Here is a 22480-nt window from a genome sequence, read left to right on the forward strand (position 1 = left end):
CGAGGCAAAAACGCGGTGGTCGCCTCGCTCCCAAGATGGAACATGTCCCTTGGATGATCTTGGTGGCACATCCTGGTACCGCACGGGCACTGTCGAAAACGCTGCTTTCAGCGGCTCACTAGTCCGGCGGCAGATTATCCTCGACCCATTCCCGCACGTAAGCGAGCAGGGCCGGGAAAAACGCATCGAATTGCTGCGCTAGCAGCGCCTGATGGCGGTCCAGTACCGGCATCGCCTGGGGCAGGGGGCTGGGTCGGCGCAGGCGAGCATCCACCCGTTCGAGCGCCCGTGCCACGCCGGCGCGCTCGCCATAACCGGTCAGTACGTCGGGCAGATGGGCCAGGCGATCGGCGGGAAACGGAGCCCAGGCCGGCCATTCTGCTCGCGTGGCGGCGATCACGCGGTCGGCAAACCTCGGTAACGGTTCATCATGCCAGTCGGCCCAGCGGTTGGCCAGGAGATGGTCGAAATGCACGTCGACCAGAATGCCGCCGTAGCGCCGGAAGTGGGGCGGAAAGGCGGCCAGCAACGCCAGCACCGTGGGGTGACGGTCGGTAAAACTGTCGATACGGCGATGCAGCACGATGCCGCTTTGCACGCTCTCGCGGGTGTCGGGGGCCAGCCGGCCGCGCACGTGATCGCCCAGGATCGCCCCCGCCGGGGAAGTCCCGGTCCGGTCGGCGAAATAGAGATGCGCCAGGTAGTTCAACGCGGCGCGGACCGGCCGGGGTCAGTCCGGCAGATCATCCACGCCGTCGACTACCACGCCGAACAGGTCGGCTACCGCGGCCAGGCTCGCCTCGTGCAGGGTACGGGCGTCGATCACCGAGCCGCCGCGGGGCAGATCGCGGGTGGCGGTGGCTGATGCCACCACGGTGGGCGCATAACCCTGGTTAAAGGCGCCGCGGGCGGTGGAGTTGATGCACATGTGGGTCATGAAGCCGGCCAGCACCAGGTTGCTTGCGCCGATGTTCTGTAGCTGGTCGTGCAGGCTGGTTTTGACGAAGGCGTTCGGGTGGGTCTTGGTGATCACCAACTCACCGTTGCGCGGGGCGACCTCGTCGGCGATGGCACCGATCTCCGTGGTCAGATCGTAGGGGGAGCCGGGGCCGGCATCGTGCTGGATGTGAAAGATCGGAATGCCGGCATCGCGGGCACGCGCCAGCAGCCGCTGCGCCTGGTCCAGCGCCGCTTCCACGCCGCTGAGCTGCATCACGCCTTCACGGTAGGTGTTCTGGCAGTCGATCATGACCAAGGCGGCGTCGCGCAGGGCGACCGGTTCGTCGGACAGGCCGGAGACCTGGCGCAGGGTAGGGTTGCTCATGGTCAGTTGTTTCCTTGATTGCGGGGCGATGCCAACCCCGGCCCACGGGCCGGTCTTAGCATGTGCCGGATGATTCGATGTCTTCGTAGTTGTCGTCGCGAAAACGCGGGGTACAGACCGCCAGAAATACCAGATCGGTGTTGCCGATGTTGGCAATACGCTGGCGCTGGCCCGCCGGAATGACCACGGTATCCCCGGGGCCGACCGACGTGGGCGGCCGATCTCCGACTTCGACCCGGCCGGTGCCCTCCAGCAGCAGATAGCGCTCCGTCGTGCCGTGCAGGCGATGCCAGCGGGTTACGCCGCCGGGACCAACCCGGGACCGGACCACGGATACGGCGTCGTCGGCCGGGTGGTTCCACCACTCCGTGATCGCGCAGCCCTCGCGGAAATCGTATTCCGCGCCAGCAGCGTGCTTTTCGATGCGGGCGGTGGGTTCGGGCTGACTCATGCGGGGGTGCTCGATTGTCCAGCCCGGCAGGCTAGTGATATCCGCGGCGGGCGGCAAGGCCGGGTTCGTTATCGATATCACACCCCAAAAAATGCCCGGGCGAACCCGGGCAGAAGGGATGCCTGTATGACTGCTGCTCAGTCGAGCGGCAGCGTCTGGAGCGAGCCGGCCTTCATGTCCGGCACCAGCAGCTTGCGGCCGTCCGCGCTCAGGGCGATGTCCGCTGCGGCCTTGAAGCCGTCGCGCATGAGCATCGGCGTGGCGCGCAGGTCGTGCAGCATGAATACGCGGCCGTTGTTCCAGTCACTCACGTAAAGATTGCCGTGGCTGTCGCGGACCAGGCCGTCGGCGCCGCCGAAGCCGTTGTTCAGCGTCGTGAGTTCGCCGGTGTTCAGCTGCAGCCGGAACAGACGGCCGTTACCGAAGTCGGCGACCAGCAATGCGTCCGGGCCGTCCATCAGCAGGCCGTTGGGGCGGTTCATGGCGTCGCTTTCCGTCGCATCGAAAACCAGTTCGGCTTCGCCTTCCGGCGACACGCGATAAATCCCGGCGTTGTCACCGGCGTCGCTGCCGCTGTCGGACACGTAAACCCGACCTTCGCCATCGATCTCCACATCGTTGAGAAACGTGGCGGTGCCGGGGAAATCGCCGGTGTCTGCCACCACGCTGGTTTCGCCGTCGAGCCCGACGCGGCGCAGCCGCGTGTTGTCGGCCACGTAGAGCTCGTCGCGCCACAGATCGATGCCCTTGGGGTCATCCAGCCCGTCCGCCAGGGTACGGCGTTCGCCGTCGGGGGTGATCACTGTCACGCGACCGTCGCCGTCCTTGCCGAATTCGCCGATCTCGGTGACGAACAGCCGGCCGTCGGCATGGGCCACCACGGATTCCGGCATGGCGAAATCCGACGCAGTGTCCGCCTTGTTTGCGCTGTCCGACTCGCCGTCGGCCTGGTAGCTGATGCGATAGATCACCCCGGCGTAGTCGTCCGATACCAGCAGGGAACCATCCGGCAGCTGCAGGGTGTCCACCGGGCGGCCCCAGGCTTCGCCATCCTGCAGCCAGCCGTCGACGAATACATCCTTGCCGGTGGCATTGCCGTCATCGTCGAAGGCCACCCGCATCAGGCGGTAGCCGATGGGACTGGAGCGATTCCAGGAACCGTGCTGGGCCACGATGGCGTCGCCCCGGTAGTCGCCGGGAAACATCTCGCCGGTGTAGAAACGGAAACCCAGGTTCGCGGTATGGGCCCGGAATTCGGTGACCGGGAAGGTGACGTCCTGCGGTGCTTCCTTGTCTTTCCAGTCGTTCTGGCGGTCGTCGCCGCCGGCGTAGTAGGGAAACCCGAAATGCATGCCGGCTTCCGGCGCGGCGTTGAGTTCGCCGGCGGGGCGTTCGTCGCCCATCATGTCCACGCCATTGTCGGTGAAGTAGGGGATGCCGGTGCCGGGCTGGAAGTCGATACCCACCGAATTGCGTACGCCGCGGGCGTAGACCTCCATGTTGGAGCCGTCCGGATCCATCCGGATCACGGTAGCCTCGATGCCCTCCGGATCGCAGATGTTGCAGGGTGCGCCCACGGTCACGTAAAGCTTGCCGTCCGGCCCGAAGGCGATGTAACGCCAGCCGTGATGAGCCTTGTCCGGCAGATCGGTGAATATCTCCTCGCGCATCTGGCTGAACGGCATGTCGATGTCGAAGCCGGCGCCACCCACGCGGGTGATGCGATGCTGTTCGGCCACGTACAGGTTGCCCTGGTGCATGGCCACGCCGTTGCCCACCTTGAGGTCATCCATCAGGGTGACCACGCGGTCGGCCTTGCGATCCTTGTCCTTGTCCACCACCCCGAACAACTTCTTGCCCCGGGTACCCACGAACACCGTACCGGTGGACTGCCCGAATGCCAGCGACCGGGCACCCGGAACTTCGGCGTATACCTCGATCTGGAAGCCCGGCGGCAGGTTGAGCTGGTCCAAACGCTCGTCCATCGATGCTGCACCGGCCACGCCGGGCATAAGGACGGCACCGGCCAGGGTCAGGGCGATGCCCAGGGGCGCTCGTTTGATGGTCTTGTGCATATCGGCTCCCGTCGGAATGCGAAGGCGCCCCGCATCGACTTCGTCCGGGGCGCTGGTGTGCAATGCACCATGCCTGAGACAATGATGCAATTCCAATATCAATAACGGATTAGACGATGTCCTATGCGTATCTCGGTCAGGTATCCCTGGGTGCGCTGCGAGCGGTGCTGGCGGTGGCCGATGCCGGCAGCTTCCGTCGGGCCGCGGAAGTGCTCCACGTGGCCCAGCCCTCGGTATCGCGCAAGATCGCCCAGCTGGAAGACCGGCTCGGCTGCCGACTGTTCGAGCGCAATCCCGGTAGCGTGACGCTGAGCACGGCGGGCCAGCTGCTGGTGGATCGCCTGCCGGCACTGCTGACGGAGCTGGACCAGACGCTGGGTGACGCCGGCAAGGCCGCGCTGGGTCTGGCCGGGGCGATCCGCGTGGGGTTCTCCGAAGCGGCCATGTCGAGCTTCCTGCCGCCGCTGTTGCGTCACGTCAAGCGTGAATGCGCCGGCTGCGAACTCGAGCTGATCGAGGCCACCTCCAACGAGATCGCGGCCGGGGTAGCGGACAATCGCATGGATGTGGGTTTCAGCCTCAGCGCCCCGGACGACCCGCGGCTGGATCGGGTGGCGCTGCCCAGTGAAGCGGTTGGCGTTGTGTTGCCGGACGACCATCCGCTGGCGTTGGCGGAGCAACTGTCGCTGTACGACCTGCGGGGCGAGCGGTTCATTCTGTTCCCGCGCCACGTGAATGCCCGTCTGTACGACCGCATGATCGAATGCTGCATGGCCAGCGGCTTCAGCCCCCGCATCGACCACCAGGTCACCCCCCGCAGCCGGGCCATCGCCATGGTGGCGGCCGGGGAGGGCATTGCCACCATCTCGGCGCGGCTTCAGCACCAGTGCGTGCCAGGGACGGTGTATCGGCCGCTGGCGCCCCCGGCGCCCAGCATCGAGTTCACCATGCTGCTGCGCGCCGGCACCGACACCCACTGGTCGCGGGTGATGCGGGACTGCGCCGTCCGGCTGGGGTCGTCGCCGACCGGCGCTGTCGAAGCTGGTTAGCTGTCCGCCTCGTCGAAATCGCGATCCGTTGGCGCGTTGGTACGCGCTCGCTGGTCCGGGCGGCTGTTGTCCGCATCGGGCGCCCCGTCGGGGCCACCGTGATCCTCGATCACATTCCCGCCGCCCCCGTTGCCAACCAGGCGCAGATTGGCCGGGGGTGCATGACCCTGCCGATCCTCGCCGAAGTACATGGTGAGGTGGGGGAACGGAATCTCGATGCCGGCGGCGTCGAAGTGGATCTTGACCAGCCGGTTGTAGGCACGACCCACGGCCCACTGCGAGCCCGGGTTGGTCTTGATCATCACGCGGATGTTGACCGAGCTGTCGGCCAGGGCGATCACGCCGGCCACGTTGATGTCGTCGATCACGTTCACGCCATGCGTGGGGTCGGCCTTCAGATCCTCGAACGCGGCCCGCAGCGCCACGATGGCGTCGTCGATGTTCTCGCGGTAGGCAATGCCGTACTCGCCCACGTGGTAGGCGAAGTCGCGCATGTAGTTGGATACCACGCCCACCGAGGAAAACGGCACGATGTGGTAGGTGCCCGACAGGTCGCGGATGGCCACGGACCGGATGCTCAACCGCTCGGCGGTGCCGGTGACACCGCCCGCGGTGACCACGTCGCCCTTGTTCATCGCGTTCTCGATCTGGATGAACACGCCGGTGATCACGTCCTGGACCATGGTCTGGGCGCCGAAACCGATGGCCAGACCCAGGACCCCGGCGCCGGCAATCAGCGGCCCGATGTTCACCCCGATCTGCGACAGCACGATCATGGCCGTGAAAGTGACGATGACCACCGCCAGGGCGTTTCGGAACAGGGTCAGCAGGGTGGACTTGCGGGCCGAGGCCTCGCCGCTGGCCAGCTTGGCCTCGATCACACTGGCACAGACGGTCCAGAAGGCCAGCGCCAGCAGCAGGATGATGGCCACGTGCACCACCATGGCAATCGCGTGCGCACCGGCATCCGAGGCCAGCCACTGGGCCAGGTTGAATACCCGCCAGGCGTCGAGCAGCAGCAGAGTCACCGTGATCAACACCAGCACCCGGGCCACCCGCAGCACGTTCGGCACATAGGCGTTGAGCCGGTCTTCAAGCAGCGGCAGGCGGTCGCGTATGCGTCCGGCCAGATGCAGCCGGCGGCCGATCAGGCGTGACATCGCCGACAGCACCACCATGCCGACGCCGGCAGCAACCAGCGTCTGCAGCGTGGCCTTGAGCATGAACGGCAGGGCTTCTTCCGGCCGTAGCTGGCTGACCACAAACAGGATGGTGAAGTAGGCTAGTGCGATCACGTGCCAAGACTTCGATGCAATGCGCAGCAGAATCCCGGCCACCGCACCGTCGCTGGTCACGGCCTGATTCTCCAGACGCTGGCGGATCAGATCGCGATTCTTGACGATCACGCCGATGGCGTAGAGGTAGGCCGTGCCCATCACGATCAGGCCTACCACCGAACCCATGGCACGTGAGAGCTCGACGTTGACGATGGGCACCACCAGCATCAGCGCGTAACCGATGTAGCCGCTGAACCAGCGCAGCCGCAGGCTCCACCAGTCGGCCACGTGGCTATCGATGGGCAGCGGACGCAGCCCCTCGTAGCGCGACGAGAACAGCGCCCGGATCAGTGCCTTGAATATCTCGATCAGCGCGAAGGCATTGATGAACAACGACTCCCGCGTTCCGATCGCGCCGGCCTCGCCGAAGGCGAATAGGGCGGCGGCATAGCCGCCGGCACACGCGGCCAGGATCACCAGAATATCCACGCCCAGCGACAGCACCATGATGGAGCCGCGCTGGATCAGGGCGGACAATCCGGTTTCGGTGGTCTGGGCCCAGCGTCCGGCGCGGGCGTAGAACGGATGCGCCAGCAGCCGCAACACCAGGAACAGCGCGACCGTGATTACGATGATCACTGCCAGCGAAAACGCGCTCTGGCCCAGGGCGCGCCAGTCGATTGCGGCGCGCGAGGACTGGTTGTCACGGAATGCCGCCATCGCGGCTGACACTTGGGTGCCGAGATCTTCCGCCAGCGCCTGGGTGGTGCGGGCCACCCGCCGGGGCAGGGATACCTTCTCGGCCGGTATCGCCGCCGGCGTATCCGCCGCCGCTTCGTCCGCAGTGGCGGTCTCGTCCGCCGGCTCCTCCGCCATCCCGCGCAGCTGGGTAATCAGCCTCTCGCGAGCGGCGTCGTCCTCGAGCAGATCGGCCAGGGTGGCGTAGGAAACATCCGCCTGCCCGGCCGGGGCGGCCTCGTCCTGGGCCCATGCGGCCTGGCCCAGAAACGGGACCATGCCGGCCAGTATCAGCAGGGCAAAAGCGAGGGAACGAGTACGAATCGCGTGGGCCACGATGGATGCTCCGGTTGAGTTCGGTTATCCGTGCGCCGATCAGCACTGACGCCGGGCAAGGCCGCGTAAGCTAAAGAAAACCTCGACCGAATTCAAAAGCGGGGCGTATGACGGCACCCGCTCACGGCGCCGGGCGCGGCCTCATCTGCCTGCCAGGACAGCGTCAGACCGGCGGATTGCCCGGCAGCCGAGTGATGTCATCTGCCAGCCGGGCGCTGGGCAGGGCCGAGTCGCACCACAGCGCCTGGGTGGGTTCGACCCAGGCCGGATCATCCAGCGTGCCGGCCTTGACGAAGGCCATGCCGGGCAGCACCGCCACGTCCGAATACAGCGGCGAGCCGCAGTCCCCGCAGAAATAGCGGTCGACCGGCTGGCCGCTGGTGCCGGTATCGCGATAGCAGCGGGGCTGGCCGGCATCGAACTGCAGTGCCGCCAGCGGCACCGCGATCATCACCGAATAGGCCGAACCGCTTTGCTGCTGACAGTTGCGGCAGTGGCAAACGGCCGACATCGCCGGGGTTTCGGTGACGGTGTAGCGGATGCTGCCGCACAGGCAGCCGCCGGTAGCGGGAATGGGGGCCATGCTCATGCCTGTTCATCCCCAGTCACGATCTTTTCCGCCCATTCGTCCAGGGTGATCTCGCCTTCCTGCTCGACTGCCGCGCGCTCGTGCGGGCGCAATACGTCCTGCATGCCGTCTATGCGCTTCCAGCCGGCCACCGGCGTTTCCCGGTCGGCGGCGGGTATGTAGCGGGACTGCTTGATCTGCTGGAAGCGGTGGATGTAGCGGGGACAGTTCTGCCACAGTTCGTGCAGCCCGACCCGTACCACCAGTTCCGCCTCCTGCCACTCATCCAGCAGCGGATCGGTGGCGCATACCGACCCGCGACCCTGCAGGCGGATGCGGTGCGGGGTCTCGAAGTCGATGAACAGCATGCCGATCTCGGCACAGCTGTCGATGTTGCCCATCGAGTAGTACATGCCGTTGCCATCGTAGCTGGGGAATGCCAGCGTCCGGTCATCGATTACCTTCACGAACCCGGTTGGCCCGCCCTTGTAGGAAACAGTGGGCCGGCCCTTCGGGTCGATGGTGCTCAGAAAGAACATGTCGCGCGATTCGATGAAGGCACGTGCCTCCGGCGTGATCTCCGTGGTCAATGCCACGTCCTCCACCCGATCGGCGATACCGCGCGTGCCGAAGTGGTCCTGAAAGGCCCGATGTGGTTCTTCGTATAGTCGGCTCATGGCTCCTCCACCAGCAGTGCAACAGAGCGCAGCATTGGCCCAAGATCGGGCGGCGGTCAAGCCCGCGCGAACGGTGCACTCACGGGGTCAGGCCACGCGCCGCCGAAAATCCATCCGGGCGATCAGAGGCAGTACCAGCAGGCCGTAGGCCAGCATCGGCCAGATCGGCAGTTGCGGTCGCTGGGACAGTTCCGCCAGCAATCCGCCGGCCAGCGGTACTGCGAACGCCATGCCGTAGCCCACCGCGAACATCCCGGCCGAGAAGGTACCGGTGTCGCCGGGCGGTACCACATGCGGCGCGGCCGCCACCATCAGAATCAGCTGAATGGCGGTGGCACTGCCCAGCAGTACCGCCGCTACCAGCGCGCTGTTTCCGTCCAGCCACAGGAATGCCAGGCCCCCGGTTACCGCCATCAATCCGGTGGTCAGCACCGGCCCCCGGCGCGCAACCAGACGGGGCGCCAGCGGCACCATCACCAGCGATGCTGCCCCCTGGCTGAGGTTGAACCAGAACAGGGTGGTGGCCAGCCGGTCGGCTTCGCCGCGCGCGGCGAGCAGATCCGCCATATACGCATTGGTGCCGAAGAATAGGGTGGAAGCCGCACCCAGAATCAGTCCGAACGACCACATGCGGGGGTCGCCGCCCAGGATCGAGCCGGGCGTTGGCGGTTCGACATCGGGGGCCCGGTCGTCCGGACGGGTCAGCAGACCGGCGATGATCAGCGCGGGCAGGGACCACACCAGCAGGGTCAGGCGCCAGTCGTTGCCGGTCAGCGGCATGATCAGCGGCAGGGTCAGTCCGGCGCCCAGAAATTCCCCCAGCAGCATGCCGTTCATGTACACCGCCACGGCCAGCGCGGTGAAGCCGGGGCACCAGCGAGCCACGATCGCGGGCAGGGCTGGCTGCATCACCGCGATGCCGAAGCCCATCACGGCCGTGGCCGCGAACAGCAGCGCTGCGGGCGGCGCCAGACCCCGGGCGGCCGAGGCCAGGGCCATCAGTGCCACGGCCATTACCAGAGCCCGGCGGGCGCCCAGCCGGCCGATCAGCCAGGCGCCGGGCAGGGCGCCCAGACCCAGCATCAGTACCGGCAGGGTGGTCAGGGCCCCCACGCCGGCCGCGCCCAGACCCAGCTCGCCGCCGATCTGCGGCGCCAGCGCCGGCGCCACCAGCACCGGCACCCGCAGGTACACGCCGGTGAACCAGAGCAGTGCCAGCAGCGCGAGGCGAGCCGGCGTCAACGGGCGCCGAAGCGGTCGGTGGCGGCCAGCAGTTCGTCGCGATTACCGGCCTCGAAGGCGGAATGTCCGGCATCCGGCACGATGCGCAGATCGGCTTCCGGCCAGGCCCGGTGCAGATCCCACGCATTGCGTAGCGGGCACACGACGTCGTAGCGACCGTGCACGATCACCGCCGGAATGTGGCGGATGCGATCCACCCCGCGCAGCAGCTCGTCATCGCGTTCGAAGAAGCCGCGGTGGATGAAGTAATGGCACTCGATACGGGCGAACGCCAGGGCGAATTCGTCATTGGAGAAGGCTGCCCGGGCATTGGGATTGGCGTGGAGAAAACTGGTCGATGCTTCCCATACCGACCACGCCCGGGCTGCCGCGCGTTGGACGTTGCCGTCGGGGTCGGTCAGGCGCCGATAGTAGGCGGCCACCATGTCATCGCGTTCCTCGGGCGGAATCGCCGCCACGTAGGTTTCCCAGGCATCCGGAAACAGGTTGCTGGCCCCCGACTGATAGAACCACGCGATTTCCTGATGCCGCAGCATGAAGATGCCGCGCAGCACCAGTTCGGAGACTCGGGCCGGGAATGCCTGGGCATAGGTCAGGGCCAGTGTCGAGCCCCAGGAGCCGCCGAAGACCTGCCAGCGATCGATGCCCAGGTGGGTGCGCAGCCGCTCGATGTCGTCGACCAGATCCCAGGTGGTGTTGGCCTCGAGGCTGGCGTGGGGCCGGGAGCGGCCGCAGCCCCGCTGGTCGAACAGCACGATGCGATAGATCGACGGATCGAAGAACCGCCGGCTGCGGGCATTGCAGCCGCCGCCGGGGCCGCCATGCAGGAACACCACCGGCTTGCCGGCCGGGTTGCCGCACTGTTCGTAATACAACGTGTGCACGTCGGATACGGTCAGTTCGCTCTGGTCGTAGGGTTCGATATCGGGATAAAGCGAATGGGCAGCGGACATTAGCGTTGGAATGGCGGGTGGATGCCCGCGATTGTGCCACGCGCCCCCCGGCTGCCGGTCTTGCCACTCTGGGACGGATGCGGGGCCAGGCCGGCCAGAGCAGCGATGCCACGGAGCGGATCCATAGCCACGGCGCTTCGTGCCTCGCTATGACGGGTGGTGATGTCATCGCGAGGCAGACCGGCGAAGCGGGACTGCCGCGGCGATCTCTCCGCCCGATTACGCCACCACGCGGCGAATCAGCCGGGCGGGATAGCCGCGGCGCTGTCGCGCCTCACCATGACGGGTGGCGGCTCAGCGAGCGTCCAGCACCCGGGTCATGAACATCCGGATGAAGGCATCGAGCGGGTCACGTGACCGCGCGATCTTGGCCCGCAGAATGGCACCCTCCCAGCCGACGAGCAGGAATTCGGCCAGTTGCCGGGCATCGTTCTCGGGATCGAGCTGGCCGTCTTCGATCGCCTCGTCGAGACAACGGGCCAGACATTCGCTCCAGTTCGCGAACGCCCGCTCCAGCCGTTCACGGAATGCTGGCTGCTGGGCAGCCAGTTCCTGGCCGAGATTGCCCATCAGGCAGCCGCGGCAGTAGTCGTGTGCCGCCACCTCATCGGCGCTGGTTTCCAGATACTGCCGCAGCCGTTGCAGCGGCGGCGTGGCGGGGTCGCTCAGCAACCGATCCAGATCCGCGGCATGGGCCTCGGCCGCTGCATCGATCACGGCCAGACCGAATGCGTCCTTGCTGTCGAAGTAGTAGTAGAACGAGCCCTTGGGCACGCCGGCGGCGCAAAGCACGGCGTTGATGCCGGTGTTGTTGTAGCCTTGGGTGCCAATGATGTCCGCGCCGGTGCGAAGAAGCAGGGCGCGAGTTTCGCTGCGGCTCATGTCGACAATATTAGACCGGTCGTCTAGTATCCGTCAATCGGATACGAACATGGTCGAGGTTGCCGGCCCGGCCGCCGCGAAAACTGCCGAGGAGATTTGCCATGACGCCGAATCAGCCAGAAGCCGTATCGCCCCGGTCCGAGGCGGGGGACACCCGACCGGCCTGGGACCTGGAACGGATTACCACCGACCTGCGCTCGACCCGCATGGACTGGCGCAGCGAAACCGGGCGCCTGCAGGAACTGGGCCGCCGTGATTTGCCGTCGCGGCGGGATCTGGCCGAGATTCTCGACCTGCTGCGCGGGGCGTTGTTTCCCATGCGGCTGGGGCCGCCGGCGCTGAGCGAGCGCAGCGAGGATTTCTACGTCGGCCACACCCTGGATACCGCACTCAATCTGCTGCTCGATCAGGTGCGGCTGGAACTGCGCTACATGGCGCGGCACTGCGGCCAGCCCTGCGACGAAGGCGAACCGGAAACCGTGGCGCGCCGCATCGTGGGGGACTTTGCGGCCGATCTGCCGCGCATCCGCCGCCTGCTGGATACCGACGTGCTGGCCGCGTTCCGGGGTGATCCCGCGGCCAAGACCGTGGATGAAGTGTTGCTCTGTTACCCGGGGGTGGAGGCCATGATCCACCACCGGCTGGCGCACACGCTCTACAACCTGGAAGTGCCGCTGCTAGCGCGGCTGGTAGCGGAGCTGGCGCATTCGTCCACCGGCATCGACATTCACCCCGGGGCGAAGATCGGCCCGGGCTTCTTCATCGATCACGGAACCGGCGTGGTGATCGGGGAAACCGCGGTCATCGGCGAGAATGTCCGCCTGTATCAGGCGGTCACCCTGGGCGCCAAGCGCTTTCCGGCCGACGACAGCGGCAATCTCCAGAAAGGCCTGCCGCGGCACCCGATCGTGGAGGACGACGTGGTCGTTTATGCCGGGGCCACCATCCTGGGCCGCATCACCATCGGACGCGGTTCGACCATCGGTGGCAACGTGTGGCTGACCCGCAGCGTGCCGCCCGACAGCCAGATTTCCCAGGCCTCGCTGACCGACGACTGCCCCGACAACGGCGGCGGCAAATAGCGTCAGGCCACCAGTTCGGCCAGCGAATCCAGGGCGTAGTCGGGCTTGCTGTCGGTGATCGGATCACCGTGGTTGTAACCATAGGTCACCGCCACCACCGGGAAGCCCGCAGCACGGCCGGCCTGCACATCATGACGTGAGTCGCCTACCATCAGACAGCTTGCGGGCGGCAAGCCCGCCAGGGCGGCACAGTGTAGCAACGGGGCGGGATCGGGTTTCTTCTGCGGCAGGCTGTCGCCGCCCAGTGTCCAGCGGAAGTAGCCCTCGATCCCCAGTCCACCGAGTATGGCCGGGAGAAAGGCCGCGGGCTTGTTGGTGACCAGCGCCATGGGCATGCCGCGCTCGGCCAGGGCGACCAGGCAATCCTGCACCCCGTCGAACAGGCGCGATTCCACGCAGGGAGCGGCCGCATACAGCGCCTGGAAGCGATCATGCACGGGCTCGGTACGCGTCGGGTCCAGGCCGGCGTCGATCAATGCCCGTTCCACCAGCTTGCGGGTGCCGTTGCCCACCCAGTTCCGTACCTTGGTCACGCCCGCGGGGGGCGCCCCCAGTTCGCCGAGCACGGCATCTGTGGCGACCGCCAGGTCCGGCGCGGAATCCACCAGCGTGCCATCCAGGTCGAATACCACGAGTTCGATGCCCGCAAGCGCAGTGTGCATGGGCGTCTCCTCTCAGGTGATGGCGTCGCCGAGGGCGAGCACCAGCAGGGTCAGGGCAGTGGCAGCCAGCACGGTGAATGTGGCTATCATGCCGGCCACGCGGAATGTCAGGTTCTCCGGCGTGCGGGACACGCCCCAAGCGTGGCTGAGGCGGCCGGCCAGCAGCAGGGCGCCCAGCAGATGCAGCCAGATCGCTGTGGCGCCGAGCCCGGCTGCGGCAAACAGCAGAATCAGTGCCAGCGGTACATACTCGGCGAAATTGGCGTGCACCCGCATCGCCCGCAACAGGCGTGCGTCACCGGCGTCGCCCAGGGCGGTCCGGGTCGACTGCCGCACGCGGATGACATTGATGCTAAGCGCAATGAACAGCAACGCCAGCAGCGCGGCGTAGACGGAAACAATGGCCATCGGCGCAACCCCGGATCATGGAAGGTCGCGCATTGTCCGACGACCGGCCGCGAATGACTACCCCGCCAAAATAAACACCCCGAGACCGATGAGCAGAACTGCGGCCAGACGATGGAGTATCGCCCGGGCGCGGGGCGTGGATAGCCAGCGACGGGCGCGTTCGGCGGCCAGCACGTAGACCGACTTCACCGCCACGATCACCCCGGTGGCCAGCGCCAGCACCAGCAGACCGTCGGCGAACCCGGCCTGATCGACGGACAGCACGGCCGGCATCAGCCCGAAATAGAACACCAGCGCGCTGGGATCCGTCAGGGTGAGCAGGAAGCCCGCGCCGAAACCGGCCAGGCGGGAGCCCTCATCGCTGACGGGCAGGGCCGGCGTGGCCGAGCCCCAGGCCCGGATGCCCATGACGACCAGCACCGCGCCGCAGCCGTAGCGGATCAGCGTGAACAGTGCGGCGTTGGCCTCGGCCGCCAGCGCCAGCCCGCCCAGGGCCACCGCAATCAGCACCGCATCGGCCGCGACGATGCCCAGCACCAGCGTCATACCCTGCCGCCAGCCATGGCCGATCGAGCGGGCCAGGATCGCCGCATCGGCGGGACCGGGTGCGGCGGAAAGCAGCGCCATCGTCAGCACCAGCGTGGCTGCGCCGGCGGCATCCAGCGTCATGCGGGAACCCCTTCGATCGGCACGCCTTGCGGCCTGCCGTCCTGATGATGAACCGAGAGTTTACCGGTACCGCGGTTTGACTTCGGCGCGCGGCCTCCTAGACTAGGGGAAGATCAAAACTTAACCGTGGCAGGTGTTTCCGCCGCGCCCCGAGCGGCACGGATAAACGGAAAAGCAAACGGGAAGTTGGTGCGAAACCAACGCTGCCCCCGCAACGGTAATCGACCCCGCGGTCGAAAGCCCGGAGACCGGCCTGCCATCGGCTATCAACGTCATTGCGGTGGGCGATGGCGTGGGGCATAGACCTTTCTTGCCGTCCCTCTGATAGCTGTATGCAACAGGAACGCCCGCGCCGCGCCATGGCGTGATGCGGGCGGTGTTATCCGGGGACAACATGATTCGAACACTTTCCGTGCCGGGCAGGGCGCTTGCGGCCGGCTGGCTGCTGGCAGGGCTCTGGGCGGGGGCCGGCGAGGTCCTTGCCGATGAATCCGACACCGCCGAGCTGGATCCGATCGAAGTCGGGGCCGGTCCGCTGAACGCGGCTGACAGCACCGAGGCCTCTCAGCGCACCGGCGCGGTGCGCACCATCGAGCGCGAGGCCTTCGCCAATCGCATCACCGATCTCGCCGGCGTGCTCGGCGGGGAAACCGGCGTGCAGATCCGTCGCACCGGGGGTCTCGGCAGTCCGGCCGCCATCTCCATCCGCGGGTCGTCCAGCAAGCAGGTGCAGGTCTACCTGGACGGCATGCTGCTCAATGACCCGGTCACTGGCGGCGTCGACCTCGGTCTGTTCTCGCTGGAAAGCATCGCCCGGATTCGTACCTATCCCGGCAACCCCCCGGCGCGTTTCGCCCAGGCCGGAGTCGGCGGCTTAGTCGCCCTGACCTCGCTGCCCGCGGGTGGGGATTCGCTTACCCGCGCCACGCTCGGCGGCGGCTCGTTCGGCGCGCGACGGGCGGGGCTGTTCCACAGCGGTGGTCATGAGGATTTCAGCTACTGGCTGGCCTATGACCATCAGCGTGCGGATAACGATTTCACCTACGCGAACCGCGATGCCTGGTTCAACCCCAACGACGGGGCGACCACCACGCGGCGCAACGCCGAGTTCGACCAGAACGCAATCAGCAGCAAGCTGGGCTATCGGCTCGACGGGGAGCGCCGCGTGGACGCCCTGCTGCAGTGGCGTGACAGCGAGCGCGGCGTGCCCACCATCCAGAATTTCCGCGACAACCGGGCGCGGCTGGACACCCTGGACCGCCGGGCACAACTCCACTATCAGGACATCGGCACGTTCGACGGTCGGCTGCATCAAAGTCACCGCCTGGTCTGGTCCGAGATCGAGGAACAGTACCGGGACGAGGCCGGCCGCGTGGGTGTGGGCCGCCAGAACGTAGGTACCGACACCCGCGAACTCGGCGGCAACAGCAGCCTCGGCTGGCTGATCGGCGGACACACCCTGGGCCTGACGGTAGACGTGTCGCACACCGAGCAGTCCCAGGACGATGCCCTCGACGCCGACCCGGGTCTGATGCGTGAACGCGTGCAGCTGGTGACCGCGTTGCGACACGAGTGGAGCAGTGCCGGCGGCGCGATCGCCACGGAAGCCGCGGTACGTCGCTACGACGTGTTCGACGAAACCGAGACCATCGCTGCGGGCGGCAAGCGTCGCAACGACACCAACACCGATCACCTCGGCTGGCAGCTCGGCGGCCGCGTTGCGGCCACCTCCTGGCTGGGCCTGTATGCCAACCTCGCCCGGCATATCCGCATCCCGGCCCTGCTGGAGCGGTTCGGCCAGCGGGGGCTGTTCGTGGGCAATCCGGGATTGCAGGCGGAGGAGGGCGTCAACGCCGAGATCGGCGCCCGGGCGTCCCATGATCGCGGCCATATCGAACTCACCGGCTTTCGTCGCGACCTCGATCCGGCCATCGTTGCGGTCTACAACGCCCGGGGTGTCGGCCGGTTCGTCAATATCGCCGCCGAGGTGGTCGGGCTGGAACTGGAGGCGTCGTACCGTCCGCTGGACTTCTGGACGCTGACCGCCAGCGTGAGCACCCAGGAGTCGGAGAATGATGCCCCGCGCATCGCCGACCGCGACGGCAAGCAACTGCCCGGTGTGTATCACGACAGCGCACGCCTCACCAGTGCCTGGACTGCCGGCGAATTCCGTCTGGCGCTGGATTACCGCTACGACAGCGGCCTGTTCTACGACGCGGCCAATCTGCTGCCCGCGGACGATCGCCGGACACTCGGCGCAACGCTCTCCTGGGAGCGTCAGTGGCGCAGTGATCGCCGTACCGGCCTGACGCTGGAAATCCGCAATGCCACCGACGAGCTGTACCAGGATTTCAGCCGGTTTCCGAGCCCGGGCCGAAGCTACTTCATGACGCTGACGCAGCGTTTCTGACCAACCGCAAGGGAGATTCCATCATGACGCAAGCAAGCAAAATCCATCCGCGCAAGAACCCTGGCGCGGGTGGAACGCTTACCGCGGCCGCCCTGGCTCTGGCCGCCTGTGGCGGTGGCGGCGGTTCGGCCGGCTCCGACAACCCGCTGACGGCCGATACCGCCGTGATTGCCACCTCCGCCAGCGATTTTTCCAGCAACCAGATCGAACTGGTGGACCTGAGTGCCGACGGCAATCTGATGACCACGCCGCTGGCCAACACCGCCACCGATGCCGGCATTGCCGTGGATACCGATGGCAACGATGTCTATCGGATCGAGCAGTTCCAGGCCGACCGTATCACCCGTTACGGCCTGGATGATCCGACCATGCCCGTCTGGGATTACTCGACCCTGGACGACGGCGAGCAGGGCAGCGCCAACCCGTACCAGCTGATCGTGGTCGACGACAACAAGGGCTATCTGCTGCGTTACGGGAAACAAACCGCCTGGGTGGTGGATCCTTCGGCCGAGACCGAAGCCGATTTCAAGACTGGCGAACTCGACCTGTCGGCCTATACCCCGGACGGCGCGGATGCCCCCCGCATGTCGGCCGGCGTGATCGCGGACGGTCGCCTGTTCATCACGCTGCAGCGCCTGGACGTGAATTTCGATCCCACCAACACCAGCTGCGTCGCGGTGTTCAATGTCGCTGATGATCAGCCGGTCGCAACCGACGACACCCCCGACGACGCCTGCGGGCCGGGTATTGCGCTACAGGGGCGTAATCCGGGCGATATCCAGCTGGGCGCCGACCAGGGGCTGCTGGTCCAGAACGTCGGGGATACGTTTCCCGTGGACACCGAGTTCTCCACCGTGGACGTGATCGACCCGGTGACCTTCGAAGTGAACACGCTCGTATCCGCGACCGCGGGTACCGGTGTCATCGACGCGGTCGCCGTGGTGGATGCCGACAATGGCTACTTCATCGGTTATCGTGGCACCAACGACAGTTTTGTCACCATTGCCGACCTGCGCCGCTTCGATCCCGCCACCGGCGAGGTCGACCCGGACCCGGTTGCCGGCCTGACGTCGCTGGACCTGCGTGATCTGGCCGTGGGCCCGGCGGGCCTGCTGTGGATCGCCAATGGGGATACCGGCAATCCCCGCATCGATCTGCTGGAACCGGGTATGGACATGATCGGCGATTCGATCGCCACCGGCAGCGGCCTGCTGCCCAGCGGCATCGATTTCGCGACGGCGAATCCGTAACGGCGTATGGATGCCCTGCGGCGCGTGCTCGGCCGCCGCAGGGCCTACCCTTTGCGGGCTTCATTTCACGCCCCGAGCCAACGGGATGAGATGGCCGCGGCGCTGCGCGACTCGCCATAACGGGTGGCCATATCATCGCGAGCCAGACCCGCGAAGCGGGGCTGGCGCCGGCGATCTCCTGAACGGATTACATCACCACGAGGTGAATCCAGCGGGCGAGATAGCCGCGGCGCTGTCGCGCCTCGCTACGGCAGGTGGCGGCGATAGCGCGTTCGCGGAACCATTGGTTGCCTTTGTACGCGCCGCATCAAGCTTTCGGCACAGCTGCCGGGCGCCGTCCACGATCCGAACACTCGAGCGCTGCAGGACATCCGCCGGCACGTGCACCAGATTGCCATGTCGCACCGCCCGCAGCCCCGGCCAGCGTTGCCAGTCGTCCAGCCAGGCCGGCCGGCCCGGTCCGGGACCGCTGGCGACGATGACCTGCGGATCGCGGTCCAGGACCGCTTCCAGGCTGATGCGGGGCGCCAGGGTGCGGGTATCGGAGAACAGGTTGCGGCCACCGCACAGGCGAATCACGTCGCCAATCACGTGATCGTCGCTGATGGTCTGCAGCGGGTCGTTCCAGACCTGGTAGAGCACGGTCACCGGTTCGCGGTCGCCGTAGCGGTGACGCAGGGCCGCCAGGCCGTTGCGGAAATCGGCCGCCGCTCGGCTCGCCTCTGTAGCAGTGCCGGCCAGCCGGCCGAGATCGACCACCGTGTCCGCGATGTCGTCCAGCGAGCGCGGCTGGTTCACGTAAACCGGGATGCCCAGCGATGCCATGCGCGACAGCATGGCGTCCGAGGCGCCGGGTGCGGACGCCCAGGCCAGCACCAGGTCGGGCTCCAGGGCGACGATCGATTCCAGACTCACGCCGCCGTAACCGCCTACCTCGGGCAGCTCGCGGACTTCGGAGGGATAGTCGCTGTGGGCCATGGTCCCGACCAGCCGGCCGCCGGCGCCGGCGGTATACAGGTTCTCGGCCAGATGCGGGGCCAGTGCAACGATGCGCTCGGCCGGCCGGTCCAGCCGGACTTCACGGTCCAGCGAATCGGTTACCACGATGTCGGACCCGGCGATTGCCGGGTCGGCAAGGGCGAGCAGCGCAACTGCGACGATTCGCCGCATGAGACCGGTCTGCCTACCCATGCAGCACCACCGGTGTGCCGGTGTCGGGATGCGGTATCACGCGGGTATCGGTATCGAACAGGCGGTGCATAGTCTGCTGGGTGACGACCGCGGACGGCTCGCCTTCGGCCACTGCCTGCCCCTCCCGCAGTGCCAATAGGCGGTCGGCGTAGCGGGCGGCGAGGCTGATGTCGTGCTGCACCATGACGACCGCGACGCCCTGATCGGCGAAGCGCCGGACCTGACCCATCACCACTTGTTGATGGCCGATATCCAGCGCGGCCACCGGTTCGTCCAGCAGCAGCAGTCGGTCGGGTGCATCCTCGGCCCGCCAGATCTGGGCCAGCACCCTTGCCAACTGCACCCGCTGCTTTTCGCCGCCGGACAGGTGGGTATAACGCCGGGTCCGGAGATGTTCGATATCGGTAGCGTCGCAAGCGGCGTCCGCAATCCGGCCGTCGACCTTCGCCCCGGAGCGATGCGGACCGCGACCCAGCAGCACGACCTCGCGCACCGTGAAGGGAAAGCCCAGGGTCGAGAACTGGGGCAGCAGGGCCATGCCGCAGGCCCGTTCGCGCCCGGGCCAGTCGGCCAGCGCGCGGCCGGCGAACGCAACCTGGCCCTGCTGTGCGGGCAGATCGCCAACCGCGGCGTGGATCAGGCTGGTCTTGCCGGCGCCGTTGGGCCCGATCACCGCGACCAGCTCGCCGGCCGCCACGGCCAGCGAAATATTCGCCAGCAGCCGGCGTTCGCCGATGGCGACGGTCAGATTGCGGATGGACAGCGTCATCCCGGTATCAGGCCATGCCGTATTCGTGCCGATGGCGCAGCAGCGAGATGAAGAAGGGCGCGCCAAGCAGAGCGGTGAGCAGACCCACGGGCAGCTCGGTCGGGGCGACCAGCGTACGGGCCAGGATATCCGCCCACAGCAGCAGTACCGCCCCGGCCATGGCCGAGGCCGGCAGCAGCCAGCGGTGGTCCGGCCCGATGAGCATGCGCACGATGTGCGGTACCACCAGGCCCACGAACGTGATCGCTCCGGCCACCGCCACGGATACGCCGACCCCCGCGGCGGTCATCAGAATCAGCCTCCGCTTGACCGCGTTCACCGGAATGCCCAGATGGCGGGCTTCGGATTCCCCCAGCAACAGGGCGTTCAGGGCCCTGGCCTGGGCCGGGAGCAATGTCAGAACCAGGGCGGCGATGACGCCCACAATGCCCACCCGCAACCAGTTGGCGCCTTCGAGCCCGCCCATTCGCCACAGGCTGATCCGGCGCAGCATCTCGTTACTGGCGTAGAACTCCAGCAGACCGCCGGCGCTACCGGCCAGGGCGGCGATGGCGATACCGGCCAGCAGCATGGTGGCCACCGATGTGCCGCCGGGCCCGGTGGCCAGCCGGTAGACCAGCGCCACCGCGCCGGCCCCGCCGGCGAACGCGCCCAGCGAGATCAGCGACAGTCCGGCGATGCCCGCCAGCGTGCCGCTGAACACGATCATCAGACTGGCCCCGACCGAGGCGCCTGCCGTCACCCCGATCAGCGACGGATCGGCCAGCGGGTTCCGAAACAGCCCCTGCATGGCCGCGCCGCAGATCGCCAGCAGGGCGCCCACCAGTGCGGTGAGCAGCGCCCGCGGCAGGCGGATGGCCTCGACGATCATGGCGGTCTGGCTGTCGTCACCCGGCCCGATTCCGAGCAACGTGCGCAGGACACCGCCCGCTGGCAGCGATACCGCGCCCACCATGACCGCCGTCAGCAGGCTGACCGGCAGCAGCACCGCCAGCGTGACAGTCAGCCGCCGTGCATTCATGGCAGCCGGTCCAGGTCGATGGCAGCCTCGACCGCATCGGCCAGGCGTTCGAGTTCGGCTTCGCGGATGTCGTGCTGGGCGGCCGAGCCCGCCGCGGGCAGGCCGGCCCAGGCCAGCAGGGCATCGCAGCCTGTGGCAGTGTCGAACAGGCCGTGCAGATAGGTGCCAGCGATCTGTCCGTCGGCCGACACCGCGCCATCGGGTCCGTCAGCCAGCTGCAGGAACGGATTGGCCAGCGCCTCGCCCTCGGTATGGCCGCAGTGGATGCGATAGCCGCACACCGCGCCGCCGGCGACGAGTTCGCCGGTGACGTTCTGCAGGCGTTTTTCCTCGCCGAGCTCGGTCGCCATCGCCAGCAGCCCCAGTCCGGTGGTACTGCCGGCCTGGCCCTCGACGCCGCGCGGATCGGCCACGTGTCGTCCCAGCATCTGATAACCGCCGCAGATGCCCAGCAGCTTGCCGCCGTAGCGCAGATGGCGCCGGATCCGGGTCTCCCAGCCGTTGTCGCGCAGCCAGGTCAGGTCGGCACGCACGTTCTTGCTGCCGGGCAGGATGATGAGATCGGCCGGGCCGGGTTCGTCCCCGGGGCCGACCCATTGCAGATTTACCCCGGGATGCAGCCGCAGGGCGTCGAGATCCGTGTGATTGCTGATGCGCGGCAGCACCGGCACCTGCACGTTCAGCGGCGCGTCCGACGTCAGGCGCTGCTCGCTGCTGATGGCGTCCTCGGCTTCGAGATGCAGCCCCTGCAGATAGGGCAGTACGCCGAACACCGGCTTGCCGGTGCGGGCCTCGAGCCAGTCCAGGCCGGGCTGGAGCAGGGCGATGTCGCCGCGGAAGCGGTTGATCACGAACCCGATGATCCGGTCGCGCTCGGAGGCCGATACCAGTTCCAGCGTGCCCACGATCTGCGCGAACACGCCGCCCTTGTCGATGTCGGCCACCAGCAGCACCGGGCAGTCCGCCGCCTCGGCGAAGCCCATGTTGGCGATGTCGTTGTCACGCAGGTTGATCTCGGCAGGGCTGCCGGCGCCTTCCACCAGTACCCGGTCGAACCGCTCGCGCAGACGCCGATGCGATTCGAGCACGGCGTTCATGGCGGTGCGCTTGTAGGCCTGATAACCGGCCGCCGACATGTCGCCGACCGGCCTGCCGTGGATGATCACCTGGGCGTCGGTGTCGCTGGCCGGCTTGATCAGCACCGGGCTCATGTCGATGGTGGGTTCGACCCCGCAGGCCTGGGCCTGCACCGCCTGGGCCCGGGCGATTTCGCCGCCGTCGGCCGCCACCGCGCTGTTCAGCGCCATGTTCTGCGGCTTGAACGGGGCCACCGCGACCCCGCGCCGGCGCCAGGCCCGGCCCAGACCGGCCACCAGCGTGGATTTGCCCGCATCGCTGGCGGTGCCCTGCACCATGAGTGTGGTCGCGGTCATCCGGGATCGCGGC

Annotated in this window: 21 protein-coding genes and 1 riboswitch; of the genes, 4 read left to right on the forward strand and 17 right to left on the reverse strand. The window is 67.3% G+C overall.

The window, feature by feature from the left end; all coding sequences use genetic code 11:
• Positions 1–118: 118 nt before the first annotated feature.
• The 4 genes from RM532_RS11405 to RM532_RS11420 form a co-directional block, all read right to left on the reverse strand.
• The gene (locus RM532_RS11405) at positions 119–709 is read right to left on the reverse strand and encodes an acyl carrier protein phosphodiesterase (protein ID WP_311653456.1); all 591 of its coding nucleotides are present in this window, start codon (positions 707–709) and stop codon (positions 119–121) included.
• Between the two features lie 21 nt (positions 710–730).
• Entirely contained in the window at positions 731–1324 is a 594-nt protein-coding gene (locus RM532_RS11410) for a cysteine hydrolase family protein (RefSeq protein WP_311653457.1), read from the reverse strand.
• A 55-nt stretch (positions 1325–1379) separates the two neighbouring features.
• Positions 1380–1775 carry a cupin domain-containing protein gene (locus RM532_RS11415; protein WP_311653458.1) on the reverse strand — a complete coding sequence of 132 codons (396 nt, stop codon included), beginning with the start codon at positions 1773–1775 and terminating at the stop codon, positions 1380–1382.
• 137 nt (positions 1776–1912) lie between these two features.
• Positions 1913–3850, reverse strand: coding sequence for an SMP-30/gluconolactonase/LRE family protein (locus RM532_RS11420; protein WP_311653459.1), 1938 nt, complete (start codon positions 3848–3850; stop codon positions 1913–1915).
• 116 nt (positions 3851–3966) lie between these two features.
• Between RM532_RS11420 and RM532_RS11425 the strand changes: the two genes are divergently transcribed.
• On the forward strand, positions 3967–4899 hold the full coding sequence (locus tag RM532_RS11425; protein WP_311653460.1) for a LysR family transcriptional regulator: 933 nt from the start codon (positions 3967–3969) through the stop codon (positions 4897–4899).
• Here RM532_RS11425 and ybiO read toward each other — a convergent pair.
• The 6 genes from ybiO to RM532_RS11455 form a co-directional block, all read right to left on the reverse strand.
• A complete protein-coding gene (gene ybiO / locus RM532_RS11430; protein WP_423246895.1) occupies positions 4896–7193 on the reverse strand; it encodes a mechanosensitive channel protein in 2298 nt (765 codons plus the stop codon). The two genes, RM532_RS11425 and ybiO, sit on opposite strands and share 4 nt — an antisense overlap.
• Before the next feature lie 220 nt (positions 7194–7413).
• Entirely contained in the window at positions 7414–7839 is a 426-nt protein-coding gene (locus RM532_RS11435; RefSeq protein WP_311653462.1) for a GFA family protein, read from the reverse strand.
• Positions 7836–8495 (reverse strand): pyridoxamine 5'-phosphate oxidase family protein, encoded by a 660-nt coding sequence (locus RM532_RS11440; protein ID WP_311653463.1) that lies wholly within the window; start codon positions 8493–8495, stop codon positions 7836–7838. The genes RM532_RS11435 and RM532_RS11440 overlap by 4 nt, the downstream gene beginning before the upstream one ends.
• 87 nt (positions 8496–8582) lie before the next feature.
• Positions 8583–9737 (reverse strand): MFS transporter, encoded by a 1155-nt coding sequence (locus tag RM532_RS11445; RefSeq protein ID WP_311653464.1) that lies wholly within the window; start codon positions 9735–9737, stop codon positions 8583–8585.
• Complete coding sequence (gene pip, locus RM532_RS11450) at positions 9734–10690, reverse strand: prolyl aminopeptidase (RefSeq protein ID WP_311653465.1); 957 nt, start codon at positions 10688–10690, stop codon at positions 9734–9736. Before pip ends, RM532_RS11445 begins: the two co-directional genes overlap by 4 nt.
• A 294-nt stretch (positions 10691–10984) precedes the next feature.
• On the reverse strand, positions 10985–11572 hold the full coding sequence (locus RM532_RS11455) for a TetR/AcrR family transcriptional regulator (RefSeq protein ID WP_311653466.1): 588 nt from the start codon (positions 11570–11572) through the stop codon (positions 10985–10987).
• 101 nt (positions 11573–11673) lie between these two features.
• On the opposite strand from RM532_RS11455, the gene epsC reads away from it, so the two are divergent.
• Positions 11674–12654: a serine O-acetyltransferase EpsC gene (gene epsC, locus RM532_RS11460; protein ID WP_311653467.1), complete on the forward strand. Its 981-nt coding sequence runs from the start codon at positions 11674–11676 to the stop codon at positions 12652–12654.
• A 2-nt stretch (positions 12655–12656) separates the two neighbouring features.
• Here epsC and RM532_RS11465 read toward each other — a convergent pair whose 3' ends face one another.
• Genes RM532_RS11465 through RM532_RS11475 form a run of 3 tightly spaced genes read right to left on the reverse strand, consistent with a single transcriptional unit; the run spans position 12657 to position 14393 of the window.
• Positions 12657–13316, reverse strand: a complete 660-nt coding sequence (locus RM532_RS11465) for a phosphoglycolate phosphatase (protein WP_311653468.1) — start codon at positions 13314–13316, stop codon at positions 12657–12659.
• A gap of 12 nt (positions 13317–13328) precedes the next feature.
• Positions 13329–13724 (reverse strand): MAPEG family protein, encoded by a 396-nt coding sequence (locus RM532_RS11470; protein WP_311653469.1) that lies wholly within the window; start codon positions 13722–13724, stop codon positions 13329–13331.
• Positions 13725–13781: 57 nt separating this feature from the next.
• Positions 13782–14393, reverse strand: coding sequence for a LysE family translocator (locus RM532_RS11475; protein WP_311653470.1), 612 nt, complete (start codon positions 14391–14393; stop codon positions 13782–13784).
• A gap of 114 nt (positions 14394–14507) precedes the next feature.
• Positions 14508–14664: riboswitch (cobalamin riboswitch) on the forward strand.
• 123 nt (positions 14665–14787) lie between these two features.
• On the opposite strand from RM532_RS11475, the gene RM532_RS11480 reads away from it, so the two are divergent.
• Positions 14788–16803 (forward strand): TonB-dependent receptor plug domain-containing protein, encoded by a 2016-nt coding sequence (locus RM532_RS11480; protein ID WP_311653471.1) that lies wholly within the window; start codon positions 14788–14790, stop codon positions 16801–16803.
• A 23-nt stretch (positions 16804–16826) separates the two neighbouring features.
• Positions 16827–18053, forward strand: coding sequence for an NHL repeat-containing protein (locus RM532_RS11485; RefSeq protein ID WP_311653472.1), 1227 nt, complete (start codon positions 16827–16829; stop codon positions 18051–18053).
• Between the two features lie 192 nt (positions 18054–18245).
• Here RM532_RS11485 and RM532_RS11490 read toward each other — a convergent pair whose 3' ends face one another.
• Genes RM532_RS11490 through RM532_RS11505 form a run of 4 tightly spaced genes read right to left on the reverse strand, consistent with a single transcriptional unit; the run spans position 18246 to position 22467 of the window.
• Complete coding sequence (locus RM532_RS11490) at positions 18246–19223, reverse strand: cobalamin-binding protein (RefSeq protein WP_311653473.1); 978 nt, start codon at positions 19221–19223, stop codon at positions 18246–18248.
• Positions 19224–19236: 13 nt separating this feature from the next.
• Positions 19237–20013, reverse strand: coding sequence for a heme ABC transporter ATP-binding protein (locus RM532_RS11495; RefSeq protein ID WP_311653474.1), 777 nt, complete (start codon positions 20011–20013; stop codon positions 19237–19239).
• Between the two features lie 7 nt (positions 20014–20020).
• Positions 20021–21034, reverse strand: coding sequence for a FecCD family ABC transporter permease (locus tag RM532_RS11500; RefSeq protein WP_311653475.1), 1014 nt, complete (start codon positions 21032–21034; stop codon positions 20021–20023).
• Positions 21031–22467 carry a cobyric acid synthase gene (locus tag RM532_RS11505; RefSeq protein WP_311653476.1) on the reverse strand — a complete coding sequence of 479 codons (1437 nt, stop codon included), beginning with the start codon at positions 22465–22467 and terminating at the stop codon, positions 21031–21033. Before RM532_RS11505 ends, RM532_RS11500 begins: the two co-directional genes overlap by 4 nt.
• Positions 22468–22480 lie beyond the last annotated feature (13 nt).

Source organism: Spectribacter hydrogenoxidans, from assembly GCF_031846275.1.
Taxonomy (GTDB): Bacteria; Pseudomonadota; Gammaproteobacteria; order Nevskiales; family Salinisphaeraceae; genus Spectribacter; species Spectribacter hydrogenoxidans.

What these genes read in the sequence shown, in the direction of transcription:
- RM532_RS11410 (WP_311653457.1), bottom strand. Translation starts at nt 1,324, where the DNA reads ATGAGCAACCCTACCCTGCGCCAGGTCTCCGGCCTGTCCGACGAACCG.
- RM532_RS11415 (WP_311653458.1), bottom strand. Translation starts at nt 1,775, where the DNA reads ATGAGTCAGCCCGAACCCACCGCCCGCATCGAAAAGCACGCTGCTGGC.
- RM532_RS11420 (WP_311653459.1), bottom strand. Translation starts at nt 3,850, where the DNA reads ATGCACAAGACCATCAAACGAGCGCCCCTGGGCATCGCCCTGACCCTG.
- RM532_RS11425 (WP_311653460.1), top strand. Translation starts at nt 3,967, where the DNA reads ATGTCCTATGCGTATCTCGGTCAGGTATCCCTGGGTGCGCTGCGAGCG.
- ybiO (WP_423246895.1), bottom strand. Translation starts at nt 7,193, where the DNA reads ATGGTCCCGTTTCTGGGCCAGGCCGCATGGGCCCAGGACGAGGCCGCC.
- RM532_RS11435 (WP_311653462.1), bottom strand. Translation starts at nt 7,839, where the DNA reads ATGAGCATGGCCCCCATTCCCGCTACCGGCGGCTGCCTGTGCGGCAGC.
- RM532_RS11440 (WP_311653463.1), bottom strand. Translation starts at nt 8,495, where the DNA reads ATGAGCCGACTATACGAAGAACCACATCGGGCCTTTCAGGACCACTTC.
- pip (WP_311653465.1), bottom strand. Translation starts at nt 10,690, where the DNA reads ATGTCCGCTGCCCATTCGCTTTATCCCGATATCGAACCCTACGACCAG.
- RM532_RS11455 (WP_311653466.1), bottom strand. Translation starts at nt 11,572, where the DNA reads ATGAGCCGCAGCGAAACTCGCGCCCTGCTTCTTCGCACCGGCGCGGAC.
- epsC (WP_311653467.1), top strand. Translation starts at nt 11,674, where the DNA reads ATGACGCCGAATCAGCCAGAAGCCGTATCGCCCCGGTCCGAGGCGGGG.
- RM532_RS11465 (WP_311653468.1), bottom strand. Translation starts at nt 13,316, where the DNA reads ATGCACACTGCGCTTGCGGGCATCGAACTCGTGGTATTCGACCTGGAT.
- RM532_RS11470 (WP_311653469.1), bottom strand. Translation starts at nt 13,724, where the DNA reads ATGGCCATTGTTTCCGTCTACGCCGCGCTGCTGGCGTTGCTGTTCATT.
- RM532_RS11475 (WP_311653470.1), bottom strand. Translation starts at nt 14,393, where the DNA reads ATGACGCTGGATGCCGCCGGCGCAGCCACGCTGGTGCTGACGATGGCG.
- RM532_RS11480 (WP_311653471.1), top strand. Translation starts at nt 14,788, where the DNA reads ATGATTCGAACACTTTCCGTGCCGGGCAGGGCGCTTGCGGCCGGCTGG.
- RM532_RS11485 (WP_311653472.1), top strand. Translation starts at nt 16,827, where the DNA reads ATGACGCAAGCAAGCAAAATCCATCCGCGCAAGAACCCTGGCGCGGGT.
- RM532_RS11490 (WP_311653473.1), bottom strand. Translation starts at nt 19,223, where the DNA reads ATGCGGCGAATCGTCGCAGTTGCGCTGCTCGCCCTTGCCGACCCGGCA.
- RM532_RS11495 (WP_311653474.1), bottom strand. Translation starts at nt 20,013, where the DNA reads ATGACGCTGTCCATCCGCAATCTGACCGTCGCCATCGGCGAACGCCGG.
- RM532_RS11500 (WP_311653475.1), bottom strand. Translation starts at nt 21,034, where the DNA reads ATGAATGCACGGCGGCTGACTGTCACGCTGGCGGTGCTGCTGCCGGTC.
- RM532_RS11505 (WP_311653476.1), bottom strand. Translation starts at nt 22,467, where the DNA reads ATGACCGCGACCACACTCATGGTGCAGGGCACCGCCAGCGATGCGGGC.